At 64.6% G+C, this 23,054-nt stretch carries 22 protein-coding genes; 12 read left to right on the top strand and 10 right to left on the bottom strand.

Going from position 1 to position 23,054, the window contains the following annotated elements; genetic code table 11:
• Positions 1-39 precede the first annotated feature (39 nt).
• Both ACVIGB_RS32600 and ACVIGB_RS32595 read right to left on the bottom strand, forming a co-directional pair.
• Entirely contained in the window at positions 40-189 is a 150-nt protein-coding gene (locus tag ACVIGB_RS32600) for a hypothetical protein (RefSeq protein ID WP_456719583.1), read from the bottom strand.
• Positions 186-1,385, bottom strand: a complete 1,200-nt coding sequence (locus ACVIGB_RS32595; RefSeq protein WP_456719584.1) for a tyrosine-type recombinase/integrase — start codon at positions 1,383-1,385, stop codon at positions 186-188. Before ACVIGB_RS32595 ends, ACVIGB_RS32600 begins: the two co-directional genes overlap by 4 nt.
• Positions 1,386-1,592: 207 nt before the next feature.
• On the opposite strand from ACVIGB_RS32595, the gene ACVIGB_RS32590 reads away from it, so the two are divergent.
• Both ACVIGB_RS32590 and ACVIGB_RS32585 read left to right on the top strand, forming a co-directional pair.
• Positions 1,593-2,387: a hypothetical protein gene (locus tag ACVIGB_RS32590; RefSeq protein ID WP_456725028.1), complete on the top strand. Its 795-nt coding sequence runs from the start codon at positions 1,593-1,595 to the stop codon at positions 2,385-2,387.
• 179 nt (positions 2,388-2,566) lie between these two features.
• A complete protein-coding gene (locus ACVIGB_RS32585) occupies positions 2,567-2,974 on the top strand; it encodes a hypothetical protein (RefSeq protein ID WP_092121438.1) in 408 nt (135 codons plus the stop codon).
• Positions 2,975-3,089: 115 nt separating this feature from the next.
• On the opposite strand, the gene leuB is transcribed toward ACVIGB_RS32585, so the two are convergent.
• The gene (gene leuB / locus ACVIGB_RS32580) at positions 3,090-4,202 is read right to left on the bottom strand and encodes a 3-isopropylmalate dehydrogenase (RefSeq protein ID WP_456719585.1); all 1,113 of its coding nucleotides are present in this window, start codon (positions 4,200-4,202) and stop codon (positions 3,090-3,092) included.
• Between the two features lie 270 nt (positions 4,203-4,472).
• Between leuB and ACVIGB_RS32575 the strand changes: the two genes are divergently transcribed.
• On the top strand, positions 4,473-5,336 hold the full coding sequence (locus tag ACVIGB_RS32575) for an EamA family transporter (RefSeq protein WP_456719586.1): 864 nt from the start codon (positions 4,473-4,475) through the stop codon (positions 5,334-5,336).
• 89 nt (positions 5,337-5,425) lie between these two features.
• On the top strand, positions 5,426-6,610 hold the full coding sequence (locus tag ACVIGB_RS32570; RefSeq protein ID WP_456719587.1) for a YbfB/YjiJ family MFS transporter: 1,185 nt from the start codon (positions 5,426-5,428) through the stop codon (positions 6,608-6,610).
• Between the two features lie 23 nt (positions 6,611-6,633).
• Here ACVIGB_RS32570 and ACVIGB_RS32565 read toward each other — a convergent pair whose 3' ends face one another.
• The 4 genes from ACVIGB_RS32565 to ACVIGB_RS32550 all read right to left on the bottom strand — a co-directional run bounded on the left by ACVIGB_RS32565 (position 6,634) and on the right by ACVIGB_RS32550 (position 9,427).
• Positions 6,634-7,020: a hypothetical protein gene (locus tag ACVIGB_RS32565; protein ID WP_456719588.1), complete on the bottom strand. Its 387-nt coding sequence runs from the start codon at positions 7,018-7,020 to the stop codon at positions 6,634-6,636.
• Between the two features lie 178 nt (positions 7,021-7,198).
• A complete protein-coding gene (locus ACVIGB_RS32560; protein WP_456719589.1) occupies positions 7,199-7,984 on the bottom strand; it encodes a molybdopterin-binding protein in 786 nt (261 codons plus the stop codon).
• Positions 7,985-8,058: 74 nt separating this feature from the next.
• A complete protein-coding gene (locus ACVIGB_RS32555) occupies positions 8,059-8,691 on the bottom strand; it encodes a cytochrome b/b6 domain-containing protein (protein ID WP_456719590.1) in 633 nt (210 codons plus the stop codon).
• 181 nt (positions 8,692-8,872) lie between these two features.
• Positions 8,873-9,427 (bottom strand): fasciclin domain-containing protein, encoded by a 555-nt coding sequence (locus ACVIGB_RS32550; protein ID WP_456719591.1) that lies wholly within the window; start codon positions 9,425-9,427, stop codon positions 8,873-8,875.
• A gap of 329 nt (positions 9,428-9,756) precedes the next feature.
• Here ACVIGB_RS32550 and ACVIGB_RS32545 point away from each other — a divergent pair, with 329 nt between their 5' ends.
• Entirely contained in the window at positions 9,757-11,157 is a 1,401-nt protein-coding gene (locus tag ACVIGB_RS32545) for an MFS transporter (protein WP_456719592.1), read from the top strand.
• 168 nt (positions 11,158-11,325) lie between these two features.
• Here the strand turns inward: ACVIGB_RS32545 and ACVIGB_RS32540 are convergent, their stop codons facing one another.
• Positions 11,326-12,087 carry an SDR family oxidoreductase gene (locus ACVIGB_RS32540; protein ID WP_456719593.1) on the bottom strand — a complete coding sequence of 254 codons (762 nt, stop codon included), beginning with the start codon at positions 12,085-12,087 and terminating at the stop codon, positions 11,326-11,328.
• Positions 12,088-12,339: 252 nt separating this feature from the next.
• On the opposite strand from ACVIGB_RS32540, the gene ACVIGB_RS32535 reads away from it, so the two are divergent.
• Positions 12,340-13,869, top strand: coding sequence for a malonate--CoA ligase (locus ACVIGB_RS32535; RefSeq protein ID WP_456719594.1), 1,530 nt, complete (start codon positions 12,340-12,342; stop codon positions 13,867-13,869).
• A gap of 27 nt (positions 13,870-13,896) precedes the next feature.
• Complete coding sequence (locus ACVIGB_RS32530) at positions 13,897-14,400, top strand: hypothetical protein (protein WP_456719595.1); 504 nt, start codon at positions 13,897-13,899, stop codon at positions 14,398-14,400.
• Positions 14,401-14,625: 225 nt separating this feature from the next.
• Here ACVIGB_RS32530 and ACVIGB_RS32525 read toward each other — a convergent pair whose 3' ends face one another.
• Positions 14,626-15,492: a sulfite exporter TauE/SafE family protein gene (locus ACVIGB_RS32525; RefSeq protein ID WP_456719596.1), complete on the bottom strand. Its 867-nt coding sequence runs from the start codon at positions 15,490-15,492 to the stop codon at positions 14,626-14,628.
• A gap of 142 nt (positions 15,493-15,634) precedes the next feature.
• Between ACVIGB_RS32525 and ACVIGB_RS32520 the strand changes: the two genes are divergently transcribed.
• From ACVIGB_RS32520 to ACVIGB_RS32500, 5 genes are all read left to right on the top strand, one after another.
• Positions 15,635-16,555: a LysR family transcriptional regulator gene (locus tag ACVIGB_RS32520; RefSeq protein WP_456719597.1), complete on the top strand. Its 921-nt coding sequence runs from the start codon at positions 15,635-15,637 to the stop codon at positions 16,553-16,555.
• 229 nt (positions 16,556-16,784) lie between these two features.
• Entirely contained in the window at positions 16,785-17,183 is a 399-nt protein-coding gene (sdhC, locus tag ACVIGB_RS32515; RefSeq protein WP_092121389.1) for a succinate dehydrogenase, cytochrome b556 subunit, read from the top strand.
• Between the two features lie 14 nt (positions 17,184-17,197).
• Positions 17,198-17,572, top strand: a complete 375-nt coding sequence (sdhD, locus tag ACVIGB_RS32510) for a succinate dehydrogenase, hydrophobic membrane anchor protein (RefSeq protein WP_083992366.1) — start codon at positions 17,198-17,200, stop codon at positions 17,570-17,572.
• 3 nt (positions 17,573-17,575) lie between these two features.
• Complete coding sequence (gene sdhA, locus ACVIGB_RS32505) at positions 17,576-19,417, top strand: succinate dehydrogenase flavoprotein subunit (RefSeq protein ID WP_092121384.1); 1,842 nt, start codon at positions 17,576-17,578, stop codon at positions 19,415-19,417.
• An 18-nt stretch (positions 19,418-19,435) separates the two neighbouring features.
• Positions 19,436-20,221, top strand: coding sequence for a succinate dehydrogenase iron-sulfur subunit (locus ACVIGB_RS32500; RefSeq protein ID WP_050402509.1), 786 nt, complete (start codon positions 19,436-19,438; stop codon positions 20,219-20,221).
• Positions 20,222-20,249: 28 nt separating this feature from the next.
• On the opposite strand, the gene ACVIGB_RS32495 is transcribed toward ACVIGB_RS32500, so the two are convergent.
• Positions 20,250-23,000 carry a bifunctional acetate--CoA ligase family protein/GNAT family N-acetyltransferase gene (locus ACVIGB_RS32495; protein ID WP_456719598.1) on the bottom strand — a complete coding sequence of 917 codons (2,751 nt, stop codon included), beginning with the start codon at positions 22,998-23,000 and terminating at the stop codon, positions 20,250-20,252.
• Positions 23,001-23,054 lie beyond the last annotated feature (54 nt).

Raw genomic sequence — 23,054 nt, 5'->3', positions numbered from 1 at the left:
CATTAAACCACAGGCTATAGCCACACCCATTGATGGGCGTCATGGCGCGCGGAAAACTCGCCACAATAGCTTGGCAGCGGCCCGGAAGGTCGCGATCATGACTAGAACGCTGTCGGCGATGCGCAAGGCGTGTGACTTGCCTGTGGTGCGGATGCGTAGGGCGTGGTCCTGCGGATCATTGCGCTTCATGATGCAGCCTTCTCCGACGCCGGAACCGCGCCCATAGCGTAGTCGCTCCACGCTTGAAGCATTGGCCGCAGTGCCTTCAATTGATCGTCCCTGTCATAGCGTTCGTATGCCGCATCGGTCGCGGTGCGCCCGGCCGCGTGCGCCTTGGCAAGCTCGCGAAGGTCCTTCGGGTATCCAGCGGCCTTGGCCCATGACGTGAACGACGTGCGGAAGCCGTGCACCGTAAGACCGCCGCGAAGCGCGCCGAGCTTGTCATTCAAGGCCGACTTGTGCATGTCACCGAAGATCAAGCCAGATGGCTTGCGTTTGCCGAGCAGCGCGAGCGCGGCCGGCGATAGCGGAACGGCGTGCTCTTCGCCTTCCTTCATGGATCGCTCATCACGGCCGCCCGGGATAATCCACGCGTCGCCTTCGATCTCGCTCCAGTCGGCTAGGCGGGCTTCCGTGTTGCGCGCTACCGTCAGGATCGTGAAGGCGAGCGCACGAGCGGCGGCCGAGCCATCGGCGACAAGCTCCGCAATGAACGCGGGCACGCCGTCACGGTGCATCGCCGGCCGTGGCGTGCTCTTCGGCGCGCTCTGTATCAGTTGCCCGATGATCTCTTTGCGGGCCGGGTTGGGTCCATCGGCGCGAACCTTCTTTGCAACCGCGTGACTGATCACGAGCCCGATCCTGACGCGCATCTTGTCGGCGTTGGCGAGGGCATCGCCCCAGCGAGTTCGCAATTCGGTCTCAACATCCGTGTGCGTGATCTCGTCCGCCCACATCTTGCCGATGGCACCGGTTTTCAAACGCCGGTAGTTGTCCGGCTCCCGGCTCTTCACCTTCCACTCCGATGCCTTCAATGCGATGAAGCTATCGACAACGTCGGCGAAGCGCATGCGCTTGGGCGCATCGCTCTTCGGTTCGGTCGCTGGCGCGGCGGAGTTGAGCACGGCAAGGCCCCGGCGCGGGATACGCTGTTCGTACCGCTTCGCCGCGAAGGCGTTGCGCGCATTCCGCGCAGCGCTGAGGCTCATCCCGTGGTGATAGCTGCCAAGGCTAGTCGAGCGGAAGCTGATGCCGTCCCGAAATTTGTAGACCCACAGGGCGGACCCGCCCCGGATTTTTAACGAGAGGCTGGCACCATCGGACAGGGTCTGATCCGTGCCGCTGGCGATGGCTTTGGTGATGTCGGCCGGGCTGAGGTTGCCCATGGGGAAAGGCTCCGTGTGTACCCACTTATGTACCCACAATATGCCTTCCGGCCCGACCCAACAAGAGCCGACATGAGAAAACAGACCCTCTATAACCCCTTGGTAAATGACACATAATGAGCCAGCATGATCCGGGATGAGAAAGTCTCTAATTTTCTATGCGAGAAACCCCGTCAAGACAACGTTGCGTAGCTTTTGAGCGTTTTGATGCGTTTATTTCGGGCCGATCCGGCCGCGCCCCATCATACGAGAAATCCGTCTGACCTGACGAGTTTCGTGGACGAGGTGTACGCCACGCTCTCCCGGCTGTTTGCCTATGTCGCCGTGCTCGCGCTGTTCGCCGTCCTCGGCACCCATCTATGGAAGCAACTGCCGAACGCAACGGCGATGGCAGCGCCAGCCGCCGCGGATTGGAGCGTAGCTGGCCGCTCGGCGCCGGCCTTCGCCATGACCAAGATCGATCTTCGAGAAAAAACAGTGACTTACGAAATCCTCCGGCATCCCGAGGGCGGCCGCAAGGACGTCTTCCGCTGGGCCGACGCCAATGGCGCGCCGGCGGCCGAGCTGGAAATCTACCGTCCCGGCGGCGAGGCCATGGGACCCGCGATCACGGAGATTGCCGGGCGCCTCGACTCCGGCGGTATCCGCGAGCTCGAGGCCGCCGGGATCGTCGACAGCAAGTTCGGCAGCGTCACCCTGTTGCGCCCGGCGCGGCAGGACGGCAGCCGCGCCTGCCTCGGCTTCCTCAAACAGGCCGACGCGCCGGATCTGCGCATCTCCGGCTGGACCTGCCAGGGCGGCAGCCTGCCGGCCCAACGCGCCGCGATCATGTGCATGCTGAACCGGCTGACCCTGCTGGCGACAGGCAACGACCCGCGGCTCGCCGCGCTGTTCGCGCATGCCGAGCTGCGTCGTACCGACTGCGTTACCTCCGGCCCGCCCGCCGTGTCCGCCGACTGGGTGATGGGCAGCGAGAACCCGCGGTTACGCGGCGCCCTTTGATGGCGAGACCGTGGCAAGGCACTGGTTTTCATGAAACTTTTGCGCTTGGACACGCATTATCTCTGATGGTGTGGCGCAATTGACCTAGTGGCGCCCCACCCTCCATGGCTACAATGTGTTCCGAGTGATTTTGGCTGATGCGCCAGCCCCCGATCGGGGCGCGTAATGACGAGGATGCGATGACCTTGAAATTCCCTGCCGCGAACAAGCTCGTGGTGTTGCTTGCTGCGGCTGCCGTCACCGCAACCGCGTTTGGCATGACCGCGGCCAGCGCGCAGCAGAGCCCCAGCAAGCGCAAGCAGCAAGAGCAGTATGACCGTGACGGCCGCCGCTACTACGGCGCGCAGGGTCCGAACCGCGTCTATCAGCAGGGTCCGCGCACCCGCGTTTACGTCACCACGCGCTCGTGGCTCGACGCCGGCACCGAAGTGCTGCCGGGCGACCGCAAGTTCAACGACTACGCCTACCCGCCGGATGTCGGCTACCCGTCGTTCGCGCGCGAGAACAACAACCGTCCGATCGACCGCCAGCCGCTCAGCCCGCCGGCCGACCTCGGCGGCTATCCGCGGAGCTTCCCGCTGTATTGAGAATTTCGGCGAACAGCCGATATGAAAATGCCCGGCTTCGGCCGGGCATTTTTGTTTTGGGCTTCGTCATTCCGGGGCGATGCGAAGCATCACACCCGGAATGACCGCGCGAGCCTTACGCGTGCAGCTTCTGCAATTCCTTCAGGATCGCCTCGCCCATCTGCGCCGTGCTGACCGGCGTGGTGCCTTGTGACTTGATGTCGGCGGTGCGCAAGCCGCCGGCGAGCACGGCGGCGATCGCGGCATCGACCTTGTCGGCGAGATCGCCCATGCCGAAGGAATAGCGTAGCGCCATGCCGAACGAGGCGATCATCGCGATCGGATTGGCGAGGCCCTTGCCGGCGATGTCGGGCGCCGAGCCGTGCACCGGCTCATACAATGCCTTGCGCGCCTTGGTCTTGGCGTCCTCCTTGCCGAGCGAAGCCGACGGCAGCAGGCCGAGCGACCCGGTGAGCATCGCCGCGATGTCGGACAGCATGTCGCCGAACAGATTGTCGGTGACGATGACGTCGAACTGCTTCGGCGTCTTGACCAGGTTCATGCCGCCGGAATCGGCGAGCTGATGCTCCAGCGTGACGTCCTTGTATTCGCGCGCGTGCACCTGGGTCATGACCTCGTTCCAGAGCACGCCCGACTTCATGACGTTGCGCTTCTCCATCGACGTCACCTTATTCTTGCGCTTGCGCGCCAGGTCGAAGGCGACGCGGCCGATGCGTTCGATCTCGAAAGTGTCGTAGACCTGGGTGTCGATCGCGCGCTTCTGGCCGTTGCCGAGATCGGTGATGGTCTTCGGCTCGCCGAAATAGACGCCGCCGGTGAGCTCGCGCACGATCATGATGTCGAGGCCCTCGACCACCTCGCGCTTGAGGCTCGAGGCATCGGCGAGCGCCGGATAGCACACCGCCGGACGCAGATTGGCGAACAAGCCGAGATCCTTGCGCAGCCGCAGCAGGCCGGCCTCCGGGCGCACTTCGTACGGCACGCTGTCCCACTTCGGACCGCCGACCGCGCCGAAGATCACGGCATCGGCCGCATTGGCCTTGGCCATGTCGCCCTCGGAGATCGACACCTTGTGCGCGTCATAGGCCGAGCCGCCGACCAGGCCCTGCTCGGTCTCGAACTTCGCGATGCCCTGCGCATTCAGCCAGTCGATCACGCGCTGCACCTCGGCCATCACTTCGGGGCCGATGCCGTCGCCGGGGAGAAGCAGCAGTTTATGGGTCGCCATGGTTCGTTACCTCGAGCTAGCTGTTTGTCGTCATTGCCGGGCAAGAGCGCGAAGCGCGTCCCCGCACGGATTACCCGGCTATCCATCTCGCTTCGAAGAAGCCCTTGAAGGCGGATGGATGCCCGGGTCGAGCCCGGGCATGACGAGCGGAGGAAAATCCGGCCGGAGTGCTAAAACGCCCCGGGCGGATTGGCAAGGCACCCCGGACAGGGCCAAAATGACCCGCCAAGAGCCAACCGCGCCCCAAAAGAAGCCAACAAGACGGACCTCATGACCGCAGCCATTATCTACGCCTTCGCCTCGGCCATTTTCCTCGGCGCAGGCGTCGTGCTGGCGCAGCTTGGCCTGCGCACCGTCGAGCCGCTGTCAGGCGCCGCCATCAGCGTGCCGTCCTTCACTTTGCTGTTCCTGGTGCTGTCGCCGCTGATCCTGCATGGCGAGCCGGTGGTCTGGCGCGGCCTGCCGATCTTCATGGCGATCGGCCTGTTCTTCCCGGCCTCGCTGACGCTCCTGACCTTCGCCTCGAACCGGGCGCTCGGGCCGGTCATCACCTCGACATTGGGCAATCTGGCGCCGCTGCTCGCGGTCGCCGCCGCCGTGGTGGTGCTGCATGAGCCACTCGAGCCGCAACAGCTGATCGGCCTCGTGGTCGCGGTGGCCGGTGCCGCGATTATTACCGTAACCCGGCCCCGCGACCTCGGTCATTGGCGCAGCTGGGCCCTGCTGCTGCCGCTTGCGAGCGCGCTGGTGCGCGGCATCGTGCCGCCGATCGCCAAGCTCGGGCTGGCGATCTGGCCGAGCCCGCTATGGGCCTGCCTGGTAGGCTACATCATGTCCTCGCTGGTGGTGCTGACGGTGCAGCGGATCCGCAAGGGCAGTTTCATGGTGCACGCGCCGCGTGACGGCCGGTTCTGGTTTGCATTGACCGGGATCAGCAACGGGCTCAGCGCGCTCAGCCTGTTCGCCGCGGTCCGCAACGGCCCGATCACGCTGGTGGCGCCGCTCGCCGCGATCTACCCGCTGGTGACCGTGGCGCTGAGCGCGATGGTGCTCAAGCATGTCGAGATCACCGCGCGGATCGTCGCCGGAACCCTGCTGACCGTGATCGGCGTCGCGCTGGTCCTGATCGCCTGATTGCCCGATACGCAAGACAGTGTTGCTGCCCGTGGCGCTGGGCAGGACCGGCGCGGCCTGCCACAATGGCCGCATTGCCGGAGTAAATTGTGAGAGCCCCCTCCCCGTCCTACCCGCATCCCGCGCGGCTGATTCTGATTCTATCGCTCGCACCAACGGTCGGTCTCGGCATCGGCCGTTTCGCCTATTCGCTGGTGCTGCCCGACATGCGCGACTCGCTGGCCTGGTCCTATTCGGCCGCCGGCTTCATGAACACGATCAATGCGGCAGGCTACCTGGTCGGCGCGCTGGTCGCCTCGCGCCTGATCCAGCGCTTCGGGCTCGCCGCATCGGTGCGCTGGTCGACGGTGGCTTGCGCGCTGTCGCTGGCGCTGTGCGCCCTCTCCGGCAATTTCGCCGTGCTGAGCTTCGCCCGCCTGCTGGTCGGCTTCGCCGCCGCGATCGGCTTCGTCGGCGGCGGCGCACTCGCAGCGACGATCGCACAATCACGGCCGGAGCGCGCCAACTTCCTGCTCAGCCTGTTCTATGCCGGACCGGGCGTCGGCATCCTGGCGTCCGGCCTGATCGCGCCGTTCGTGCTCCAGGGCTTCGGCGCGGGCTCATGGTGGATCGTGTGGTGGGCGATGACCTTGCTCTCCGTGATCATGACCGTGCCGCTGCTGCTTGCGCCCTTGCACGCCAATACTGCCGCCGGCGGCATCGTGCGGACCAAATTCGCTGTGATGCCGGTCCTGATCTACCTCGCCGCCTATTTCCTGTTCGGCGCCGGTTACATCGCCTACATGACCTTCATGATCGCCTATGTCCGCGACGGTGGCGGCGGCGCGGTTGCACAGAGCGCGTTCTGGAGCCTGATCGGCGTCAGCGCGTTCGTGACTCCATGGGTCTGGCGGCGCGTTTTGGCGCTCGACCGCGGCGGGCTCGCCACCACCATCATCCTCGGCGTCAACGCGCTCGGCGCGGCTCTACCGATCTTCGGGCACTCGCCGCTGCTGCTTGCGATTTCGGCGCTGGTGTTCGGCGTCGCGTTCTTCGCCGTGGTGGGATCAACCACGGCCTTCGTGCGCCTCAACTACCCGCCGGAAGCCTGGCCGACCGCGATTGCGGCGATGACCATCGCCTTCGGCATCGGCCAGACGCTCGGCCCGATCGTCGTCGGCGCCATCACGGATGCGCTGGGGAGCTTGAGTTACGCGCTGAACGTGTCGGCCGCGCTGCTCGCGTTGGGGGCGCTGCTATCGTTGCTTCAACGGAAACTCAAGCAGGAAGCCTGACGTCGAGTGGCAGCGGATAGCGCTCATCGCTGCGCGGCGAAAAACTGATTGTTCGTTGCAAGCACCATCCATATCGCGACTTGGACGAGGAAGCCCAGCGAGAACAGGCCGAGGAAGCCGGCGAACATCCATAGTCCAGCGCCGCGTCTCGTTCGCCACAGATAGTAAGGCAGGTACGGCGGCCAGAATATGGTCAGGAGAAAGCCGTAGTCGAACGACCGCTCGACTTGCGGGTGATCCCTTTGGTCAACCACGATCCACATGACGAGCAGGATCGCCGACAGGGGGGCTGCAAGAGCAGCGCTCACAGGCCTGTCGTATATGCCGCGCCAATAGAAGAAGCCATCGAACAGCGCGGACACCGCCAGAACGCAAATCAGCGAGGCTGCCAGCCACTTCTTGGTATTCATTCTGGTCGCTGGATTCGAGCTCATGCGACCCGCAAAATAGGGCTGCTGCAGCGATCATGTCCAGCGTCGTGCTACCGTAGGGTGGGCAAAGGCGCGCAGCGCCGTGCCCACCATGATCTTCACCGCGGATATAGCGTTGGTGGGCACGCTTCGCTTTGCCCACCCTACGGTAGCGGAGCTAACTCCCGCTGAACGAATTGTAGCCCTGGTCTTCCCAGTAGCCGCCCTTGTAGTCGTTCGTGACTTCCATCGAGAGCACGTATTTCGGGTTCTTGAAGCCGAGCTTGGTCGGCACCCGGATCTTCATCGGGAAGCCGTAGGCGCGCGGCAGGATCTCGTCGCCGAATTTGAAGGTCATCTGGGTCTGCGGATGCAGCGCCGTGCGCATGTCCAAAGGTGAATTGTAGCCGTCCTTGTCGGCGCACTGGAACCAGACATATTTGGCGCGCGTGTCGGCGCCGACCAGCTTGAGGAAATCGCGCAAGGGCGTGCCGGTCCAGCTGCCGATCGCGCTCCAGCCTTCGACGCAGATGTGGCGAGTCACCTGCTTGACCTGCGGCAGCTTGTACAATTCGTCGAGCGTCCACGACTTCTTGTTCTCGACCAGCCCGCGCACCTCGAGCTTCCAGTCTGCGCCTGCGATCTCCGGCGCATCGTCGAGGTCATAATAGGCATTGAACGGGAACGGCTTGGTGATCATGCTCTCGGGGAAGGTCGGCGCCAGCGCATCCGGATTGAACATCCAGGCCTGCACCGCGTCGTTGAACTTCGAGACCTTCTTCAGCAATTCCTCCGCCGACGACGAATCGACCACGTCGCAGCCGGTCAGCAGCGTCAGCGCACCGAGGCTGGTCCCGGCGGTGATGAAGCGGCGGCGCGTCAGCTCCGGCATCGTCTTCGCCGCATCGCGGACGAGCAGCTTCTTGTCGACACCGGGGATCAGGAGCTTGCGGAGACGACCCATGACACTCTCCCTCAAATCTCATTTTTAGGCATGATCGATTCCGAAAACCGGCTTCCACTTTTCGGGATCATGCCCTAGCGTCCGATGATCATGGCGCGCAGGCTCTTCGGCACCAGCAGCGCGAGCGCGACATGGATCACCAGGAAGGCCACGATCAGCGCCATGCAGGTGAAATGAACGTAGCGGGCGATGTCGTAGCCGCCGAACAGCGATACCAGCCAATGCAATTGCACCGGCTTCCACATCGACAGGCCGGACAGCACGATCACGACACCGACGGTGATGATGCCGGTATAGAGCAGTTTCTGCACCGAATTGTACTTGCTGAGATCGTCATGCGACAGCTTGAAGGTCAGCGCCGCCTTGGTGTCGGCAATCACGCCGCCGGGGGTGATCGGCAACAGCTTCTTGCGGAAGCGGCCGGTGGCGAACCCGAGCGCCAGATAGATCAGGCCGTTGACCATCAACAGCCACATCGCGGCGAAGTGCCAGAGCAGCGCGCCGCCAAGCCAGCCGCCGAGCGTGATGCTCCGCGAGAAGGTGAAGCCGAACAGCGGCGAGGCATTGTATATCTGCCAGCCGGACATGATCATCAGGATCATCGCGAATGCGTTGATCCAGTGCACCATCCGCACCCAGACCGGCTGGATCACCTTCGCGGGCGCCGCGGTCTCTGTCTGGTGGTCGCTGACGGCAAGGCTCGTCATGGAATGTCTCTGCTCGTGGTCGTTACCGGCTTATACGCCGGGAACCGGCGTTCCGTTACGGGGTCGCGTATCATCAGTTCGATATACGCCACCTCGTCTGGTCACAAAAATGCGAGCCGGGGCGAGGCTCCGGCTCGCTGTTTCACAAACCCTTTCAGGGACTAAATCGGCCCGCCGGGTGTTAGGTCGCCGGCATCAACACGGTGTCGACCACATGGATGACGCCGTTCGACTGGTTGACGTTGGAGATCGTCACCATCGAGGTGCCGCCCTTGGCATCGACGATCCAGACCTTACCGTCCTGCTTCTTGACGGTCAGTTCCTCGCCCTCGGCGGTCTTCAGCGTCTTGCCGTCTGTGAGGTCGGAGGCCTCGAGCTTGCCGGGCACCACATGGTAGGTGAGGATCTTGGTCAGCGTCGCCTTGTTCTCGGGCTTGACCAGATTGTCGACGGTTCCGGCCGGCAGCTTGCCGAACGCGGCGTTGGTCGGCGCGAACACCGTGAACGGGCCCTTGCCTTCCAGCGTGTCGACCAGCCCGGCGGCCTTCACCGCGGCGACGAGGGTGGTGTGGTCCTTCGAATTGACGGCGTTCTGGATGATGTTCTTGGACGGGAACATCGCGGCGCCGCCGACCATCACGGTCTTTTCCTCGGCACGGACCGGCGCCACGACAGTGGCAGTGATCGCGAGCGCGCTGAAGGCGGCGGCGGCGAGATAGGCAATACGCTTCGACATGGTTCGTCTCCCGATGGGTAATCCGGCCGGCTCGGTCTCCGCCGGCGATGAAGGGGCAACAACGGCGCGTGTTGATTGGTGTGCGTCGTCGTTGGCCTGAGCTACGGGAGGTTTTGGGGGCGGTTTCCGGAAATAACTCTTTGTGATTCCTGAAACCGTCTGGAGCGCGCTTCGTATACGCGGTGCTTTGCGCATCCCGCCGACCATTCCATTCAGCGGAATGGACGGGTGCGCTGCCGCGAGCAATTTGCTTGCCGCCCTTGCCTGATTGGTTCAGCCTGAGATTGCGGCGCAGCTTCGCGGGCAGGCGATCGTGGGGAGAAGCAATCATGAGCAGCATCACGGCTGATGGCCACGCCACGCCTGCGGTGAGCGATGCCGGCAGCGACGTCGGTCCGCTCGAACAGAAGCACCTGCAATACGCCAACTACCGCGCCGTCGCCGGCAGCACTGAGCTGACGAAAACCCATTGGCATATCGCCACCGCCAACGCGCTCGGCTGGGGCTTTGACGGCATGGACGGCGTCATCTTCGCGCTGATCTCGCCGATGGTGATCAAGGAATTCCAGCTGAGCCTGCCGGAATATCGCTCCGGCATGCAGATCGCGCTATTCGTCGGCATCGCCGGCCTCTACTTCTGGCCGTGGCTCGCCGACCGCTACGGCCGCCGCACATTGCTCGCGGTCAACATCGCGCTGTTCTCGCTCCTGATGCCGGTCGCGGCGCTGTCGCCGACCTTCACGGTCTTCGTGATCGCGCGCTCGCTCTTGTTCTTCGCGCTCAACGGCGAATGGTCGCTCGGCTCGATGCTGGTGGCGGAGACCTGGCCGGCGCGGCTGCGCGGGCGCGTCATCAGCATCACGCGTTCGGCGTGGTGCCTCGGCGCCACGCTCGCCGGAGCGATCACCGGGCTGGTTGCCGCCAATTACGGCTGGCGCATCGCCGTCATGGTGCCCGGCGTGATCGCGCTGCTCGCGATCTATATCCGCTCCACCTGTCCGGAATCGCCCTATTGGGTGCGTTCGCAGGATCGCAAGCGACGCATTTCGGAGACGCTGGCGCGCGGCGGCACCGTCAGCGGCGATGACAGCGCCTGGTTCGGCAAGGCCAAGTCGGTCGGCATCCGCCAGGTGTTCATGCCCGACGTGCTGCCGTCGACATTGGTGGCGCTGTTCGTGGCCTGCGCCAGCACCTGCATCTACGGCACGGTCGGCGCCTGGATGCCGCTTTACCTCTCGACCGAGAAACATTGGTCGACCGCGGAATACAGCCTGTTCTACGTGTTCTATGGCCTGTGCGGCTTCCTTGGCCTGTGCCTGGTCGGTTGGTTGATCGACAAGATCGGCCGCCGGCGCACCTTCATCGTGACCCTGATCGAGGGCGCGATCTTCATGACGCTCTGGGTCTATTCCGAGGACCGCGTCCTGCTATGGGCGTTCGGGCTGGCCTGGTGTCTCGGTTTCCTCGGCTTCTGGGGCCCGAGCACGACGCTGACGGCCGAAATCTTCCCGACCCGCATCCGCGGCGCCGCCAACGGCGTGGTCTGGGCGATCGCCTATTTCGTCGGCTTCGTGCTGTTCCCCTTCGTCTCGATCGCGCTCCAGCAGCACACCGGCTCGTTCGCGCTGTCGTTCCTCTGCATCCCCGTGCTGATGATCGCGATGGCGATCGGCGTGTACCTGTTGGTGCCGGAGCATTCCGGCAAGGAGCTGAACGAGATCAGCGAGTGAACTAGATCGCGGGTGAGTTAACCGTTTACGCAGTCGTCCCGGCCAAGCGAAGCGCGAGCCGGGACCCATAACCACGAATGGTCGGTTTGCGAAGGCGCATGCCAATAGCCCACACCGGTGGTTATGGGTCCCTGCTTTCGCAGGGACGACCCGTTGAGGAAGTTGTGCCTAATCCCGGTTCGTCGGCGTCTGAATGAAGCCGCGGTTGTGCGTCGGGCTGATCAGGATCTCGTTCATGCAGACCCGCGCCGGCATGCTGGCGACGAAGGCGATGGTGCGGCCGCAATCTTCCGGCTGCAGCATCCTGGCCTGCTCGGCTTCGCTCGGCACCACCGGCCGCTGCTTCAGGATCGGGGTTGCCACCTCGCCTGGCGACAGGCAGCAGGCGCGCAGGCCGTTGACGCATTCGTCCATGTTGAAGGAATGGGTCAGCGCCAGCACCGCGTGCTTGGTGGTGGTGTAGGCCGGGCCCGGCATCTTCGAAACGTGGCGGCCGGCCCAGGAGGCGACATTGATGATGCAGCCGTCCTGCTGCTTGCGCATCGTCGGCAGCACCGCGCGCATGCAGTAGAGCACGCCGTTGAGGTTGACCTCGACCAGCTTGTCCCAGCCTTCCAGCTCCATGTCGGCCCAGCTGCGCTTCGGCACATTGATGCCGGCACTGTTGACCAGGAGGTCGATGCGGCCGTGTTTGCCGACGATCGCCTCGGCAGCCTTGTTGACGTCGGCCTTGTTGCTGACGTCAAGCGGGATCGCCTCGGCCTTGCCGCCCTTCTTCGTGACGTTGGCCACCACGCGGTCGAGCTCTTCCTTGCGGCGGCCGGAGACCACCACCGTCCAGCCGTCCGCAGCCAGGAATTCCGCCCCGGATTCGCCGATTCCGGTGCCGCCGCCGGTGACCCAGGCCACGCGTTTCCCATGATTTGTCATGCAAACTGTCTCCGTTGCTTTCCGAAGGGCGTTTTTGCTAATCCAGCGCTAGTGCCCCGCTTCCGAAGTTCGTGATCCGCCGCGGCAGACACTGACACGAACTTCGGAAGCTCACGGGGCACTAGAAAACTAAATTAATCTAGTGCCGCTTATCGATTTGAAGTTCCTAATAGGACTCGGGGCGCCTGGCTAGGAACTTCAAATCGGCGGCACTAGCCTTTACCGGCGCTTTCGCCCCTCAGGGGATGTTGCATGAACACGACCACCAACGCCAACCTGTTTTCCCGCCTGTTCGACGGCCTCGACGACCCCAATCGGCTGGCGATCGAGCAGCTCGACGGCAGCCGCATCTCCTATGGCGACCTGATCGCGCGCGCAGGCCAGATGGCGAACGTGCTGGTGGAACGCGGCGTCAAGCCGGGCGACCGCGTCGCGGCGCAGACCGAGAAATCGGTTTCGGCCCTGGTGCTCTATCTCGCCACCGTGCGCGCCGGCGGCGTCTATTTGCCGCTCAACACCGCCTATACGCTGAACGAGCTCGAATACTTCATCACTGATGCCGAGCCGTCGCTGGTGGTCTGCGATCCTTCCAAGCTGGAGGGCATCAAGGCGATCGCCGCCAAGGTGGGTGCCAAAGTCGAGACGCTCGACCCGACCGGCAAAGGCTCGCTGACCGAGGCCGCCGACAAGGCGCCGAGGGAATTCGCCACCGTGCCGCGCGGCAATGACGACCTCGCCGCGATCCTCTACACGTCGGGCACCACCGGCCGTTCCAAGGGCGCGATGCTATCGCACGACAATCTGGCGTCGAATTCCTACTCGCTGGTCGACTACTGGCGCTTCACCGACAAGGACGTGCTGATCCACGCGCTGCCGATCTATCACACCCACGGCCTGTTCGTGGCGAGCAACGTGACGCTGTTCTCGCGCGCCTCGATGATCTTCCTGCCGAAGTTCGATCCGGACGCGATCCTGAAGCTGATGGCCCGCGCCACCGTGATGATGGGCGTGCCGACCTTCTACACCCGCCTGTTGCAGAATCCCGGCCTGAACAAGGACGCCACCAAACACATGCGGCTGTTCATCTCGGGCTCCGCGCCGCTGCTCGCCGACACCCATCGCGAATGGTCGGCGCGCACCGGCCACGCCGTGCTCGAACGCTACGGCATGACCGAGACCAATATGAACACCAGCAACCCCTATGACGGCGACCGCGTGCCCGGCGCGGTCGGCTTCGCGCTGCCCGGCGTCTCGGTGCGGGTCACCGATCCCGAGACAGGCAAAGAGCTTGCGCGCGAGACCATCGGCATGATCGAGGTCAAGGGACCGAACGTGTTCCAGGGCTACTGGCGCATGCCGGAGAAGACCAAGGCCGAATTCCGCAGCGACGGCTTCTTCATCACCGGCGACCTCGGCAAGATCGACGGCAAGGGCTATGTCCACATCCTCGGCCGCGGCAAGGATCTCGTGATCTCCGGCGGCTTCAACGTCTACCCGAAGGAAATCGAGAGCGAGATCGACGCCATGCCCGGCGTGATCGAATCAGCCGTGATCGGCGTGCCGCATGCTGATTTCGGCGAAGGCGTCACCGCCGTTCTGGTCTGCAGCAAGGGCGCCGATATCAGCGAGGCCTCGGTGCTGAAGGCGCTCGACCGGCGGCTCGCCAAATTCAAGATGCCCAAGCGCGTCTTCGTCGTCGACGAATTGCCGCGCAATGCGATGGGCAAGGTGCAGAAGAATATTTTGCGGGATACGTACAAGGATATCTACGCAAAGGGGTAAGGGGGCGCGACGATGTCGCGATAACCGATGAACCGCAAAGAGGCTATTCGGTTGAGTGACCAGCTCATCATCGCCAACGAGGCGATGATGAAAGCCCGAACGGCCATTGCAGAACTCGGAAAAGAGGAGCAGCTCGAATTCGACGGCCCGCTCTTCGAGCTTCTGGTTGAGTTGCAATGGCAAGTGATGGTGCCGCTTTACGAAAAATTTCCTGACTTGCTTCCGTCCGCGCTTCTTGAGGAATTGCCTGTCCCGGCCCCCACCACCGACGTGGCATGGAGCGACGTAAAATTGCCGCGTGGCGCGACCACAGCAGCGCTCGACGATTTCCTCATGTCGCTGCTGGAGCCGTACTGGCAAAAGGTCGCGCTGGTCCTAGGCAAAGGCATCGTACGTTCGGAAGAGCTGGGATTGCCGTTCACCTATCGCATGATGGCAGCACGTCTGCGATATCTATGGGATACCGGTCGAATCGAAGCTGAGGGTCACCTCCGCTCTCCGACCCAAAGCCAGGTACGGCTGCAGGACTAGCGCGTAGTTTCGTAGCCCGGATGGAGCGCAGCGAAATCCGGGACCACTCAAATCAGTTGCGAGAACCCCTGATTGCGCTTCGCTCTATCCGGGCTACGCGCTGTCTTCCCCTTCCCCTTGAAAGGGGGAAGGTCGGGATGGGGGGTCAAGCCGCGGGCTCCTCTGCGAGCGGAGAGAAGAGATCCCCACCCGCTTTGCTCTGGCGAGCAAAGCGACCTCCCCTTTTCAAGGGGAGGCACCACCCAGCAGGCTGATCACGAACCGCCCGCCGACGATGAAGAGATAGGCCCCGAACGCCACCTCCAGCGCGCGCTTCGACAGCGCGTGCGCGACCTTGACGCCGAGCGGCGCGGTGACCAGCGTGGTCGGCATCACCAGCAGCGCGCCGATCAGCGAGACGTAACCGAGCGCGAACGGCAGTTGCAGCGCGGTGACATCCGGAAAGCGCGCAGCGGCGGGCCAGCCGGCATAAACGTAACCCAGCGCGCCGGGGATCGAGATCAGCACCGCGAGCGCGGACGACGTCGCGACCGCCTGATGGATCGGCCGGCCGTAGAAGGTCATCAGCAGATTGGCGAACAGGCCGCCGCCGATGCCCATCAGCGTCGACAGCAAGCCGACGAAGAAACCATAGACGCGCATCAGAATACCCTTCGGCACATCGTCGCCGAACTTCCAGGTCTCGCGCGCCAATAGCAGCCGTGCCGCCGCCGACCACGCCACCACAACGAATACGATCTTGAACAGCCGCTCCGGCGCGAACCGCGCGGTGACGCTGCCGGCGGCGGCGCCGATCACGATCGGCAGCCACCAGCGTTTCAGGATCTCCATGTCGACCGCGCCGCGGCGATAATGGGCGCGAAACGAGCTCAGCGAGGTCGGGATGATGATCGCGAGCGAGGTGCCGATACAGAGCGGCATCCGCACCTCGAGCGGGACGCCGGCGAGGCGAAAGCATTCGTAGAACACCGGCACCAGGATTGCGCCGCCACCGATGCCGAACAGGCCGGCGAGAAAGCCGGACAACGCGCCGACCGCAATCAGCAGCAGTGCGAGTTCGAGCAATTCCTTGGGATCGAGGCCGGCCATCATGTCCTTCGCGCAGTGGTTGGCGCCCGCACGCGGGCATTAGCGCCGACTTGAGACTGTTCGCGGACAGCAATAGCCCCTTTTGAGATTCGGGAGTATCTATGCTCTTGAGCAGGCTCTCTTGCGAAATACGGAAGGATCGAGCTTGAACCAGCTTGCGGCGATGGCGGCCTTTGTCCGCGCGGTCGAGACCGGCAGCCTGTCGGCGGCGGCGCGCTCGCTGCCGAGCTCGCTGACCTCGGTCAGCCGCCAGATCAGCGCGCTCGAGGAGCATTTCGGCACCCGCCTGCTGCTGCGCACCACCCGCCAGCTCGCGCTGACCGATGACGGGCGCATCCTCTACGAGCGCGCGAAATCGGTTCTCGGCGAAGTCAGGGAGATCGAGGCGGCGCTGGCGCGCGACCCGCATCAACCGTCAGGCCGGATTCGGCTGAGTTCGCCGAGCCTGATCGGGCGACTCGTGATCGCACCATTGCTGGTCGAGTTTCTGCGCCGCTATCCGGCTGTTGCCGTCGACCTGCTGTTGATCGACCGCGCCATCGATATGGTCGAGGAGGATATCCATCTCGCGGTCCGCATCGGCCGCTTGCGCGATTCGCAGATCGTCGCGCGCAAGCTCACCGATCTGCAGATGATCGTGTGCGCATCACCAGAGTATCTCGCGCGGCGCGGCGAACCGCGGACGCCGGACGATCTTTCATCGCACGACTGCCTGGTGTTTTCCGATTCGCCAGGGAGCGCGGAATGGCGCTTTGCCGACGGCATGAAGACGGGTCGCAAATTCCGCATATCCGGTCGGCTCTGGATGAATAGCCTCGAGGCCCTGGTCAACGCCGCGAGGGAGGGCGCCGGGATCGTCCGTGTGCCCTCGTGGCAAGTGCAGTCCGATCTCGCCAGTGGCCGCCTGCAACGCCTGCTGATCGATCGTGAGCCCGCCCCGACACCGCTGCATCTGATGCTTCAGCCGTCCCGCCTCGCATCGCCTAAGATCAGGGCATTCGTCGATTATCTGGTGGAACAATGGGGCAAAATCGACGCCTTCCGGACCCCGTCCGCGCGCCGTTGAATTCGCCGATCGATCTTCAGGATTTCAGATTCATTTTTTAGTTCACTTGGTCTTGCATCTGGTATACCACACTGCGGATCAATCAGAATTCGGCAACTCTAACAATGAACTTCGGTTCGACCGAAGGCTATTTGGCCGTTGCGCGGGCTGATCCGACTCCGTAAATAGAACTCCTCTACCGCGTTCCCCGATGGGCCGGCCGCGGTCCCTCACAACATAAAGCCCGCCGATGACCGCCAGGATCGAACGACCGCTTTCACCCCATTTGCAGACCTACCGGTGGACGCTGACGATGGCGCTGTCCATTGTCCACCGCGCCACAGGTGTGGCGCTCTATTTCGGCACCCTGCTGCTCGCCTGGTGGCTGATCGCAGCCGCCTCCGGCCCGACCGCCTACGCCAATGTCCAGGCCTTCACCGGCAGCGCGATCGGCAAGCTGATCGTGTTCGGCTACACATGGGCGCTGATGCACCATCTGTGCAGCGGCATCCGGCATTTCGTCTGGGACCTCGGCTACGGCTTCAAGGCCAATGAGCGCGAAGCCCTGACCTGGGGGGCGCTGGTCGCCGGCATCGTGCTGACCGTGCTGGTCTGGATCATTGCCTACGCGGTTGGAGGTGGACGATGAGCGGCCCCTCTTCGATGCGCACGCCGCTGGAGCGCGTCCGCGGCCTCGGCTCCGCCCATACCGGCACGGGCGATTTCTGGCGCCAGCGCCTCACCGCGGTTGCGATGACGCTCCTGATCGTTCCCGTGATCGTCGTGGTGATCATGCTGATCGGCCGCAATCATGCCGGCGCGGCACAGATCCTCGGCTCGATCCCGATCGCCATCATCCTGTTGCTCTTCATCGTCGCCAGCACCTGGCACATGAAGATCGGCATGCAGGTCGTGATCGAGGACTACATCCATAACGAGAAGCTGAAGATCGCCAGCGTGATGGCGAACAACTTCTTCTGCGTCGCGGTCGCATTGGCCTCGATCTACGCAATCCTCAAATTGTCGTCGGGAGTATAACCCATGGCCGGTGAAGGAAACGGCAAGGCCACCAACGGCAGTGGCCCGGCTACCAATGGCAAGGCCTACCCGATCCAGGACCACACCTACGACGTCGTCGTGGTTGGCGCCGGTGGCGCGGGCCTGCGCGCCGTGGTCGGCTGCTCGGAAGCGGGCCTGCGCACCGCCTGCATCACCAAGGTGTTCCCGACCCGCTCGCACACCGTTGCGGCGCAGGGCGGCATCTCGGCCTCGCTCGGCAACATGCATCCCGATGACTGGCGCTGGCACATGTACGACACCGTGAAGGGGTCGGACTGGCTCGGCGACCAGGACGCGATCGAATACATGGTGCGCAACGCGCCCGACGCGGTCTACGAGCTGGAGCATTGGGGCGTGCCGTTCTCGCGCACCGAGGACGGCAAGATCTATCAGCGCCCGTTCGGCGGCATGACCCTGGACTACGGCAAGGGCCAGGCACAGCGCACCTGCGCCGCGGCCGACCGCACCGGTCACGCCATGCTGCACACGATGTATGGCCAGTCGCTGCGCCACGCAGCCGAGTTCTTCATCGAATTCTTCGCCATCGACCTGATCATGGACGACCAGGGCGTCTGCCGCGGCGTGATTGCGCTCAAGCTCGACGACGGCACGCTGCATCGCTTCCGCGCCCAGACCACGATCCTGGCGACCGGCGGCTATGGCCGCGCCTATGCGTCCTGCACGTCGGCACACACCTGCACCGGCGACGGCGGCGGCATGGTGCTGCGCGCCGGGCTGCCGCTGCAGGACATGGAGTTTGTCCAGTTCCATCCGACCGGCATCTACGGCTCGGGCTGTCTCGTCACCGAAGGCGCCCGCGGCGAAGGCGGCTATCTCGTCAACTCCGAAGGCGAGCGCTTCATGGAGCGTTACGCGCCGTCCGCCAAGGACCTCGCCTCGCGCGACGTCGTCTCGCGCGCGATGACGATCGAAATCCGCGAAGGCCGCGGCGTCGGCAAGAAGAAGGATCACATCTTCCTGCACCTCGATCACCTCGATCCGAAGGTGCTGCATGAGCGGCTGCCGGGCATCTCCGAATCGGCGAAGATTTTCGCCAATGTCGACGTCACCCGCGAGCCGATCCCGATCGTGCCGACCGTGCACTACAACATGGGCGGCATCGCCACCAACTATCACGCCGAGGTGCTGACCAAGCGCAACGGCGACGACAATTCGGTGGTGCCGGGCCTGATGGCGATCGGCGAAGCCGCCTGCGTCTCGGTGCATGGCGCCAACCGCCTCGGCTCCAACTCGCTGATCGATCTCGTGGTGTTCGGCCGCGCCGCCGCGCTGCGCCTTGCCGACAAGCTGACGGCGAACGCCAAGCAGCCGGAGCTGCCGAAGGATTCGGCCGACCGCGCACTCGGCCGGCTCGATCACTTCCGCTACGCCTCCGGCGGGACGCCGACCGCGAAGCTGCGCGACAGCATGCAGCATGTGATGCAGAACAATTGCGCGGTGTTCCGCACCGGCGACGTGCTGCAGGAAGGCCAGAACCTGATCCACAAGGTCCATGGCGGCGTCGGCGACATCTCGGTGTCCGACCGCTCGCTGGTATGGAATTCCGACCTGATCGAGACGCTGGAATTCGACAATCTGATCGTGCAGGCGGTCGTGACAATGGATTCGGCGGCCAACCGCACCGAAAGCCGCGGCGCGCATGCACGCGAAGACTTCTCTGCGCGCGACGACAAGAACTGGATGAAGCACACGCTGACCTGGATCGATCCAGCCGGCAAGACCGCGATCGATTATCGTCCGGTCCACGACTACACGATGACCAATGATGTGCAGTACATCCCGCCGAAGGCGCGGGTCTACTGAGAACGAAGGCGAGCAAGCATGGTTGAATTCGCACTTCCGAAGAATTCGAAGATTTCCGGCGGCAAGACCTGGCCCAAGCCGGCCGGCGCCACCGAAACGCGCGAGTTCCGGGTGTATCGCTGGAACCCGGACGACGGCAAGAATCCGAGCGTCGACACCTATTATGTCGACACCCATGATTGCGGTCCGATGGTGCTGGACGGCCTGATCTGGATCAAGAACCACATCGATCCGACGCTGACCTTCCGCCGCTCCTGCCGCGAAGGCGTCTGCGGCTCCTGCGCGATGAACATCGACGGCCAGAACACGCTGGCCTGCACCAAGTCGATGCACGACGTCGGCGCGGGCGGCGCGGTGAAGGTCAACCCGCTGCCGCATCAGCCGGTGGTGAAGGACCTCGTGCCCGACCTCACCAATTTCTACGCCCAGTATGCCTCGATCGAGCCGTGGCTGAAGACCACGACGCCGACGCCGCAGAAGGAGTGGAGGCAGAGCCACGAGGACCGCGAGAAGCTCGACGGTCTCTACGAGTGCATCCTGTGCGCCTGCTGCTCGACCTCGTGCCCGAGCTACTGGTGGAACAGCGAGCGCTTCCTCGGTCCCGCCGCGCTGCTGCAGGCGACGCGCTGGGTCACCGATTCCCGCGATGAAGCGACCGGCGAGCGGCTCGACAATCTCGAGGATCCGTTCCGCCTCTATCGCTGCCACACCATCATGAACTGCGCCAAGGCGTGTCCGAAGGGCCTCAACCCCTCGGAAGCGATCGCCGAGCTCAAGTTCAAGATGGTCGAACGCCAGATCTGATCCGACGCAGCCGCGGCTGGCGCTGTGATCAGCGGCCAGCCGCCGCGGGCCGGATCAGGATATCGGCGCCGACCGCATCGACGGCAGGTCGATCGAGGTCGAGCACGACATCGACGATGCTGTGATCCTCCGGATCCATCGTCACGGTGAAGCCGAGATCGCGGCACATCCCGATCATCGTGGTGTTCTCGGTCAGCACCTGGCCGGACAGCCGCTTCAATCCCTCCGACCGCGCATAGTGGATCAGGAGCTGCATCAGCGCCCAGCCAAGCCCTTTGCCCTTGAGATCGGACTGCAGCAGGATCGCATATTCGGCGTTCTGGTACAGCGAGTCCGAATGCAGCCGGACCGCTCCCATCATTTCGCCGGTGTCTAGATCGAGCGCCACAAAGGCCATCGCGCGCGCATAGTCGAGCTGGGTGAGGCGCGCGATGAAGGCGTGCGAGAATTCCTTCATCGCGTGGAAGAAGCGCAGCCTGAGGTCTTCGGCGGTGACGCGCTTGAAGAACTCGGCGACCATCGGCTCGTCCTCCGGCCGCATCGGGCGCACCGTGACGCGCGAGCCGTCGCGTAGCGCCAGCTCGCCCTCCCATTGCGACGGATAGGGCCTGACCGCCAGTCTGGTTTGACCGGCGAACAGCCGCGCCGGCTTGCGGATCGCCACCCGCGCATCGAGTGCGAGCACGCCGGTCTCGTCCGCCAGCATCGGATTGATATCGAGCTCGGCGACCTCGGGAATGTCGGCCGCCATCTGCGCCAGCTTGACCAGGGTGAGCGGCACCAGTTCGGCCGGGACGGCCGGCACATCGCCATAGCCGCCGAGCAGCCGCGAGACGCGCGTCCGCCCGACCAACTCATGGGCGAGATTCGTGTCGAGCGGCGGCAGCGCCACCGCCTTGTCGTTGATCACTTCGACCGCAGGGCCGCCGCGGCCGAATACCATCACCGGGCCGAAGGTCGGATCGTCGGCGATGCCGAGGATCAGTTCGCGCGCCGCACGCCGCACGATCATCGGCTGTATCGTGACGCCTTGCAGCGTCGCATCCGGCCGCGCGCTTCGGGCGCGTTCCAGCACCGTCCTTGCGGCTTCGACGACGCTGTCCCTGGTGCGCAGGTCGAGGATCACGCCGCCGACTTCGGACGCGTGCCTGATGTCGCGCGAGAACACCCTGACCACGATCGCATGCCCCCCGGCGAGGAACGGCGCCGCCTTCGCGGCGGCGTCCTCGGCACTGTCAGCGACGACCGTCGTCACGATCGGAATGCGATAGGCCTCGAACAGGGCGACGATCTCGGCTGGATCGAGCCAGGCGCGCCCTTCCGACAGCGCCTTCACGACCACATGCCGCGCCGCGGCGGTCTCCGGCGTGAACACCGATGCGACGCCCGGCGGGGTCGCGGCGAGCGCCGTGGAGGCCTCGCGATAACGCACCAGATACATGAAGGCACGCACCGCATCGTCCTCGGTCGGGAAATGCGGGATGCGGGCCGCCTCGAAGATCGCGCCGGTGCGCTCGTCGGCGCCGACCCACGCCGCAAGCACCAGTGCCGCGACCGCGCTTCGTTTGGTCCTGCGGTCACGCACGCATTGCGCCACCGCCTCGGCAATGCCCTCGGCCGGCGCCACCGCGGTTTCCACGTTCGCGACCAGCACCGCGTCGTTGTTGGCGTCATCGAGCAACGCGTTGAGCGCCACCACATAGCGGGCGGCATCGGCATCGCCTGCGATGTCGACGGGATTGGCCGAGGACCAGCCCTGCGGCAGCAACTCGTCGAGCCGCGCGATGGTCTGCGGCGTCAGCGTCGCTGGAACGCCGCCGAGCTCGGCCAGCCGATCGGTGGCGAGGATGCCGAGCCCGCCGCCATTGGTCAGGATCGCAAGCCGGTTGCCGCGCGGCACGAAGCCGCGGCCGAGCAGCTCGGCGCAATCGAACAATTGGCGAAGATCGTAGACGCGCAGCATGCCGGCGCGGCGGAAGGCGGCGTCATAGACCGCATCGGAGCCGGCCAGCGCGCCGGTGTGCGTCGCGGCGGCCTTGGCCCCCTCCGCCATCCGCCCCGATTTGACGACCACGACCGGCTTCATGCGGGCCGCGGCGCGCGCCGCCGACATGAACTTGCGCGCGTCCTTGACCGCTTCGAGGTAGATCAGGATCGCGCTGGTATGATCGTCGAGCGCGAAATAATCCAAGAGGTCGGCGACGTCGACATCGAGCTGGTCGCCGATCGACGCGATGCCGGAGAAGCCGAGCCGCCGCTCCGCCGCCCACTCGATCATCGCCGACGCGACCGCGCCGGATTGCGAGATCAGCGCGACATGGCCATCGGACGGTTGATGCGAGGCGAAGCTCGCGTTGAGCTTCGCGCGCGGCACCATGACGCCGAGGCAGTTCGGCCCGACCAGGCGCATGCCGTGCCGCCGCGCCGTCTGCTCCACGATCTCCGCGAGCGAACCTGCGCCATGACCGAGACCGGCCGACAGGATCGCGGCGCCGGCAACGCCGGCGAGCCCCGCCTCCGCCACGATCTCCGGAATCGCGGCCGCCGGCGCGCTGATGACGATGAGGTCCGGAACAAACGGAAGCGACTTCAGGTCGGCAACGGTCGCCTCGCCATCAACATCCGCATAGTGCCGGTTGACGACGCCGAGTCTGCCGGCGAAGCCGCTCGCCTTGAGGTTTCGGAGCACCGCCGCGCCGAGCGACGACGGCCGCGGGCTGCCGCCGACGATGGCGACGCTTCGAGGCGAAAATACCCGCTCCAGGCCGAACGTCGACATTGCGTGGTCTCGCAGGGAACCCGTGGATGCGCGAGAGGCGCCCCGAACGAACTC

The organism is Bradyrhizobium sp. USDA 4341 (assembly GCF_054063755.1).
This window is presented reverse-complemented; position numbering and strand designations above follow the sequence as displayed.

Bases quoted from the DNA above. Each gene is read 5' to 3' on its own strand.
- ACVIGB_RS32540 (WP_456719593.1), bottom strand. From the start codon at position 12,087: ATGACAAATCATGGGAAACGCGTGGCCTGGGTCACCGGCGGCGGCACC.
- sdhC (WP_092121389.1), top strand. From the start codon at position 16,785: ATGACCGCCAGGATCGAACGACCGCTTTCACCCCATTTGCAGACCTAC.
- ACVIGB_RS32560 (WP_456719589.1), bottom strand. From the start codon at position 7,984: ATGGGTCGTCTCCGCAAGCTCCTGATCCCCGGTGTCGACAAGAAGCTG.
- ACVIGB_RS32545 (WP_456719592.1), top strand. From the start codon at position 9,757: ATGAGCAGCATCACGGCTGATGGCCACGCCACGCCTGCGGTGAGCGAT.
- ACVIGB_RS32590 (WP_456725028.1), top strand. From the start codon at position 1,593: ATGCGTTTATTTCGGGCCGATCCGGCCGCGCCCCATCATACGAGAAAT.
- ACVIGB_RS32600 (WP_456719583.1), bottom strand. From the start codon at position 189: ATGAAGCGCAATGATCCGCAGGACCACGCCCTACGCATCCGCACCACA.
- ACVIGB_RS32565 (WP_456719588.1), bottom strand. From the start codon at position 7,020: ATGAATACCAAGAAGTGGCTGGCAGCCTCGCTGATTTGCGTTCTGGCG.
- ACVIGB_RS32530 (WP_456719595.1), top strand. From the start codon at position 13,897: ATGAACCGCAAAGAGGCTATTCGGTTGAGTGACCAGCTCATCATCGCC.
- ACVIGB_RS32500 (WP_050402509.1), top strand. From the start codon at position 19,436: ATGGTTGAATTCGCACTTCCGAAGAATTCGAAGATTTCCGGCGGCAAG.
- leuB (WP_456719585.1), bottom strand. From the start codon at position 4,202: ATGGCGACCCATAAACTGCTGCTTCTCCCCGGCGACGGCATCGGCCCC.
- sdhA (WP_092121384.1), top strand. From the start codon at position 17,576: ATGGCCGGTGAAGGAAACGGCAAGGCCACCAACGGCAGTGGCCCGGCT.
- ACVIGB_RS32595 (WP_456719584.1), bottom strand. From the start codon at position 1,385: ATGGGCAACCTCAGCCCGGCCGACATCACCAAAGCCATCGCCAGCGGC.
- ACVIGB_RS32585 (WP_092121438.1), top strand. From the start codon at position 2,567: ATGACCTTGAAATTCCCTGCCGCGAACAAGCTCGTGGTGTTGCTTGCT.
- ACVIGB_RS32535 (WP_456719594.1), top strand. From the start codon at position 12,340: ATGAACACGACCACCAACGCCAACCTGTTTTCCCGCCTGTTCGACGGC.
- ACVIGB_RS32555 (WP_456719590.1), bottom strand. From the start codon at position 8,691: ATGACGAGCCTTGCCGTCAGCGACCACCAGACAGAGACCGCGGCGCCC.
- ACVIGB_RS32495 (WP_456719598.1), bottom strand. From the start codon at position 23,000: ATGTCGACGTTCGGCCTGGAGCGGGTATTTTCGCCTCGAAGCGTCGCC.
- ACVIGB_RS32525 (WP_456719596.1), bottom strand. From the start codon at position 15,492: ATGATGGCCGGCCTCGATCCCAAGGAATTGCTCGAACTCGCACTGCTG.
- ACVIGB_RS32550 (WP_456719591.1), bottom strand. From the start codon at position 9,427: ATGTCGAAGCGTATTGCCTATCTCGCCGCCGCCGCCTTCAGCGCGCTC.
- sdhD (WP_083992366.1), top strand. From the start codon at position 17,198: ATGCGCACGCCGCTGGAGCGCGTCCGCGGCCTCGGCTCCGCCCATACC.
- ACVIGB_RS32575 (WP_456719586.1), top strand. From the start codon at position 4,473: ATGACCGCAGCCATTATCTACGCCTTCGCCTCGGCCATTTTCCTCGGC.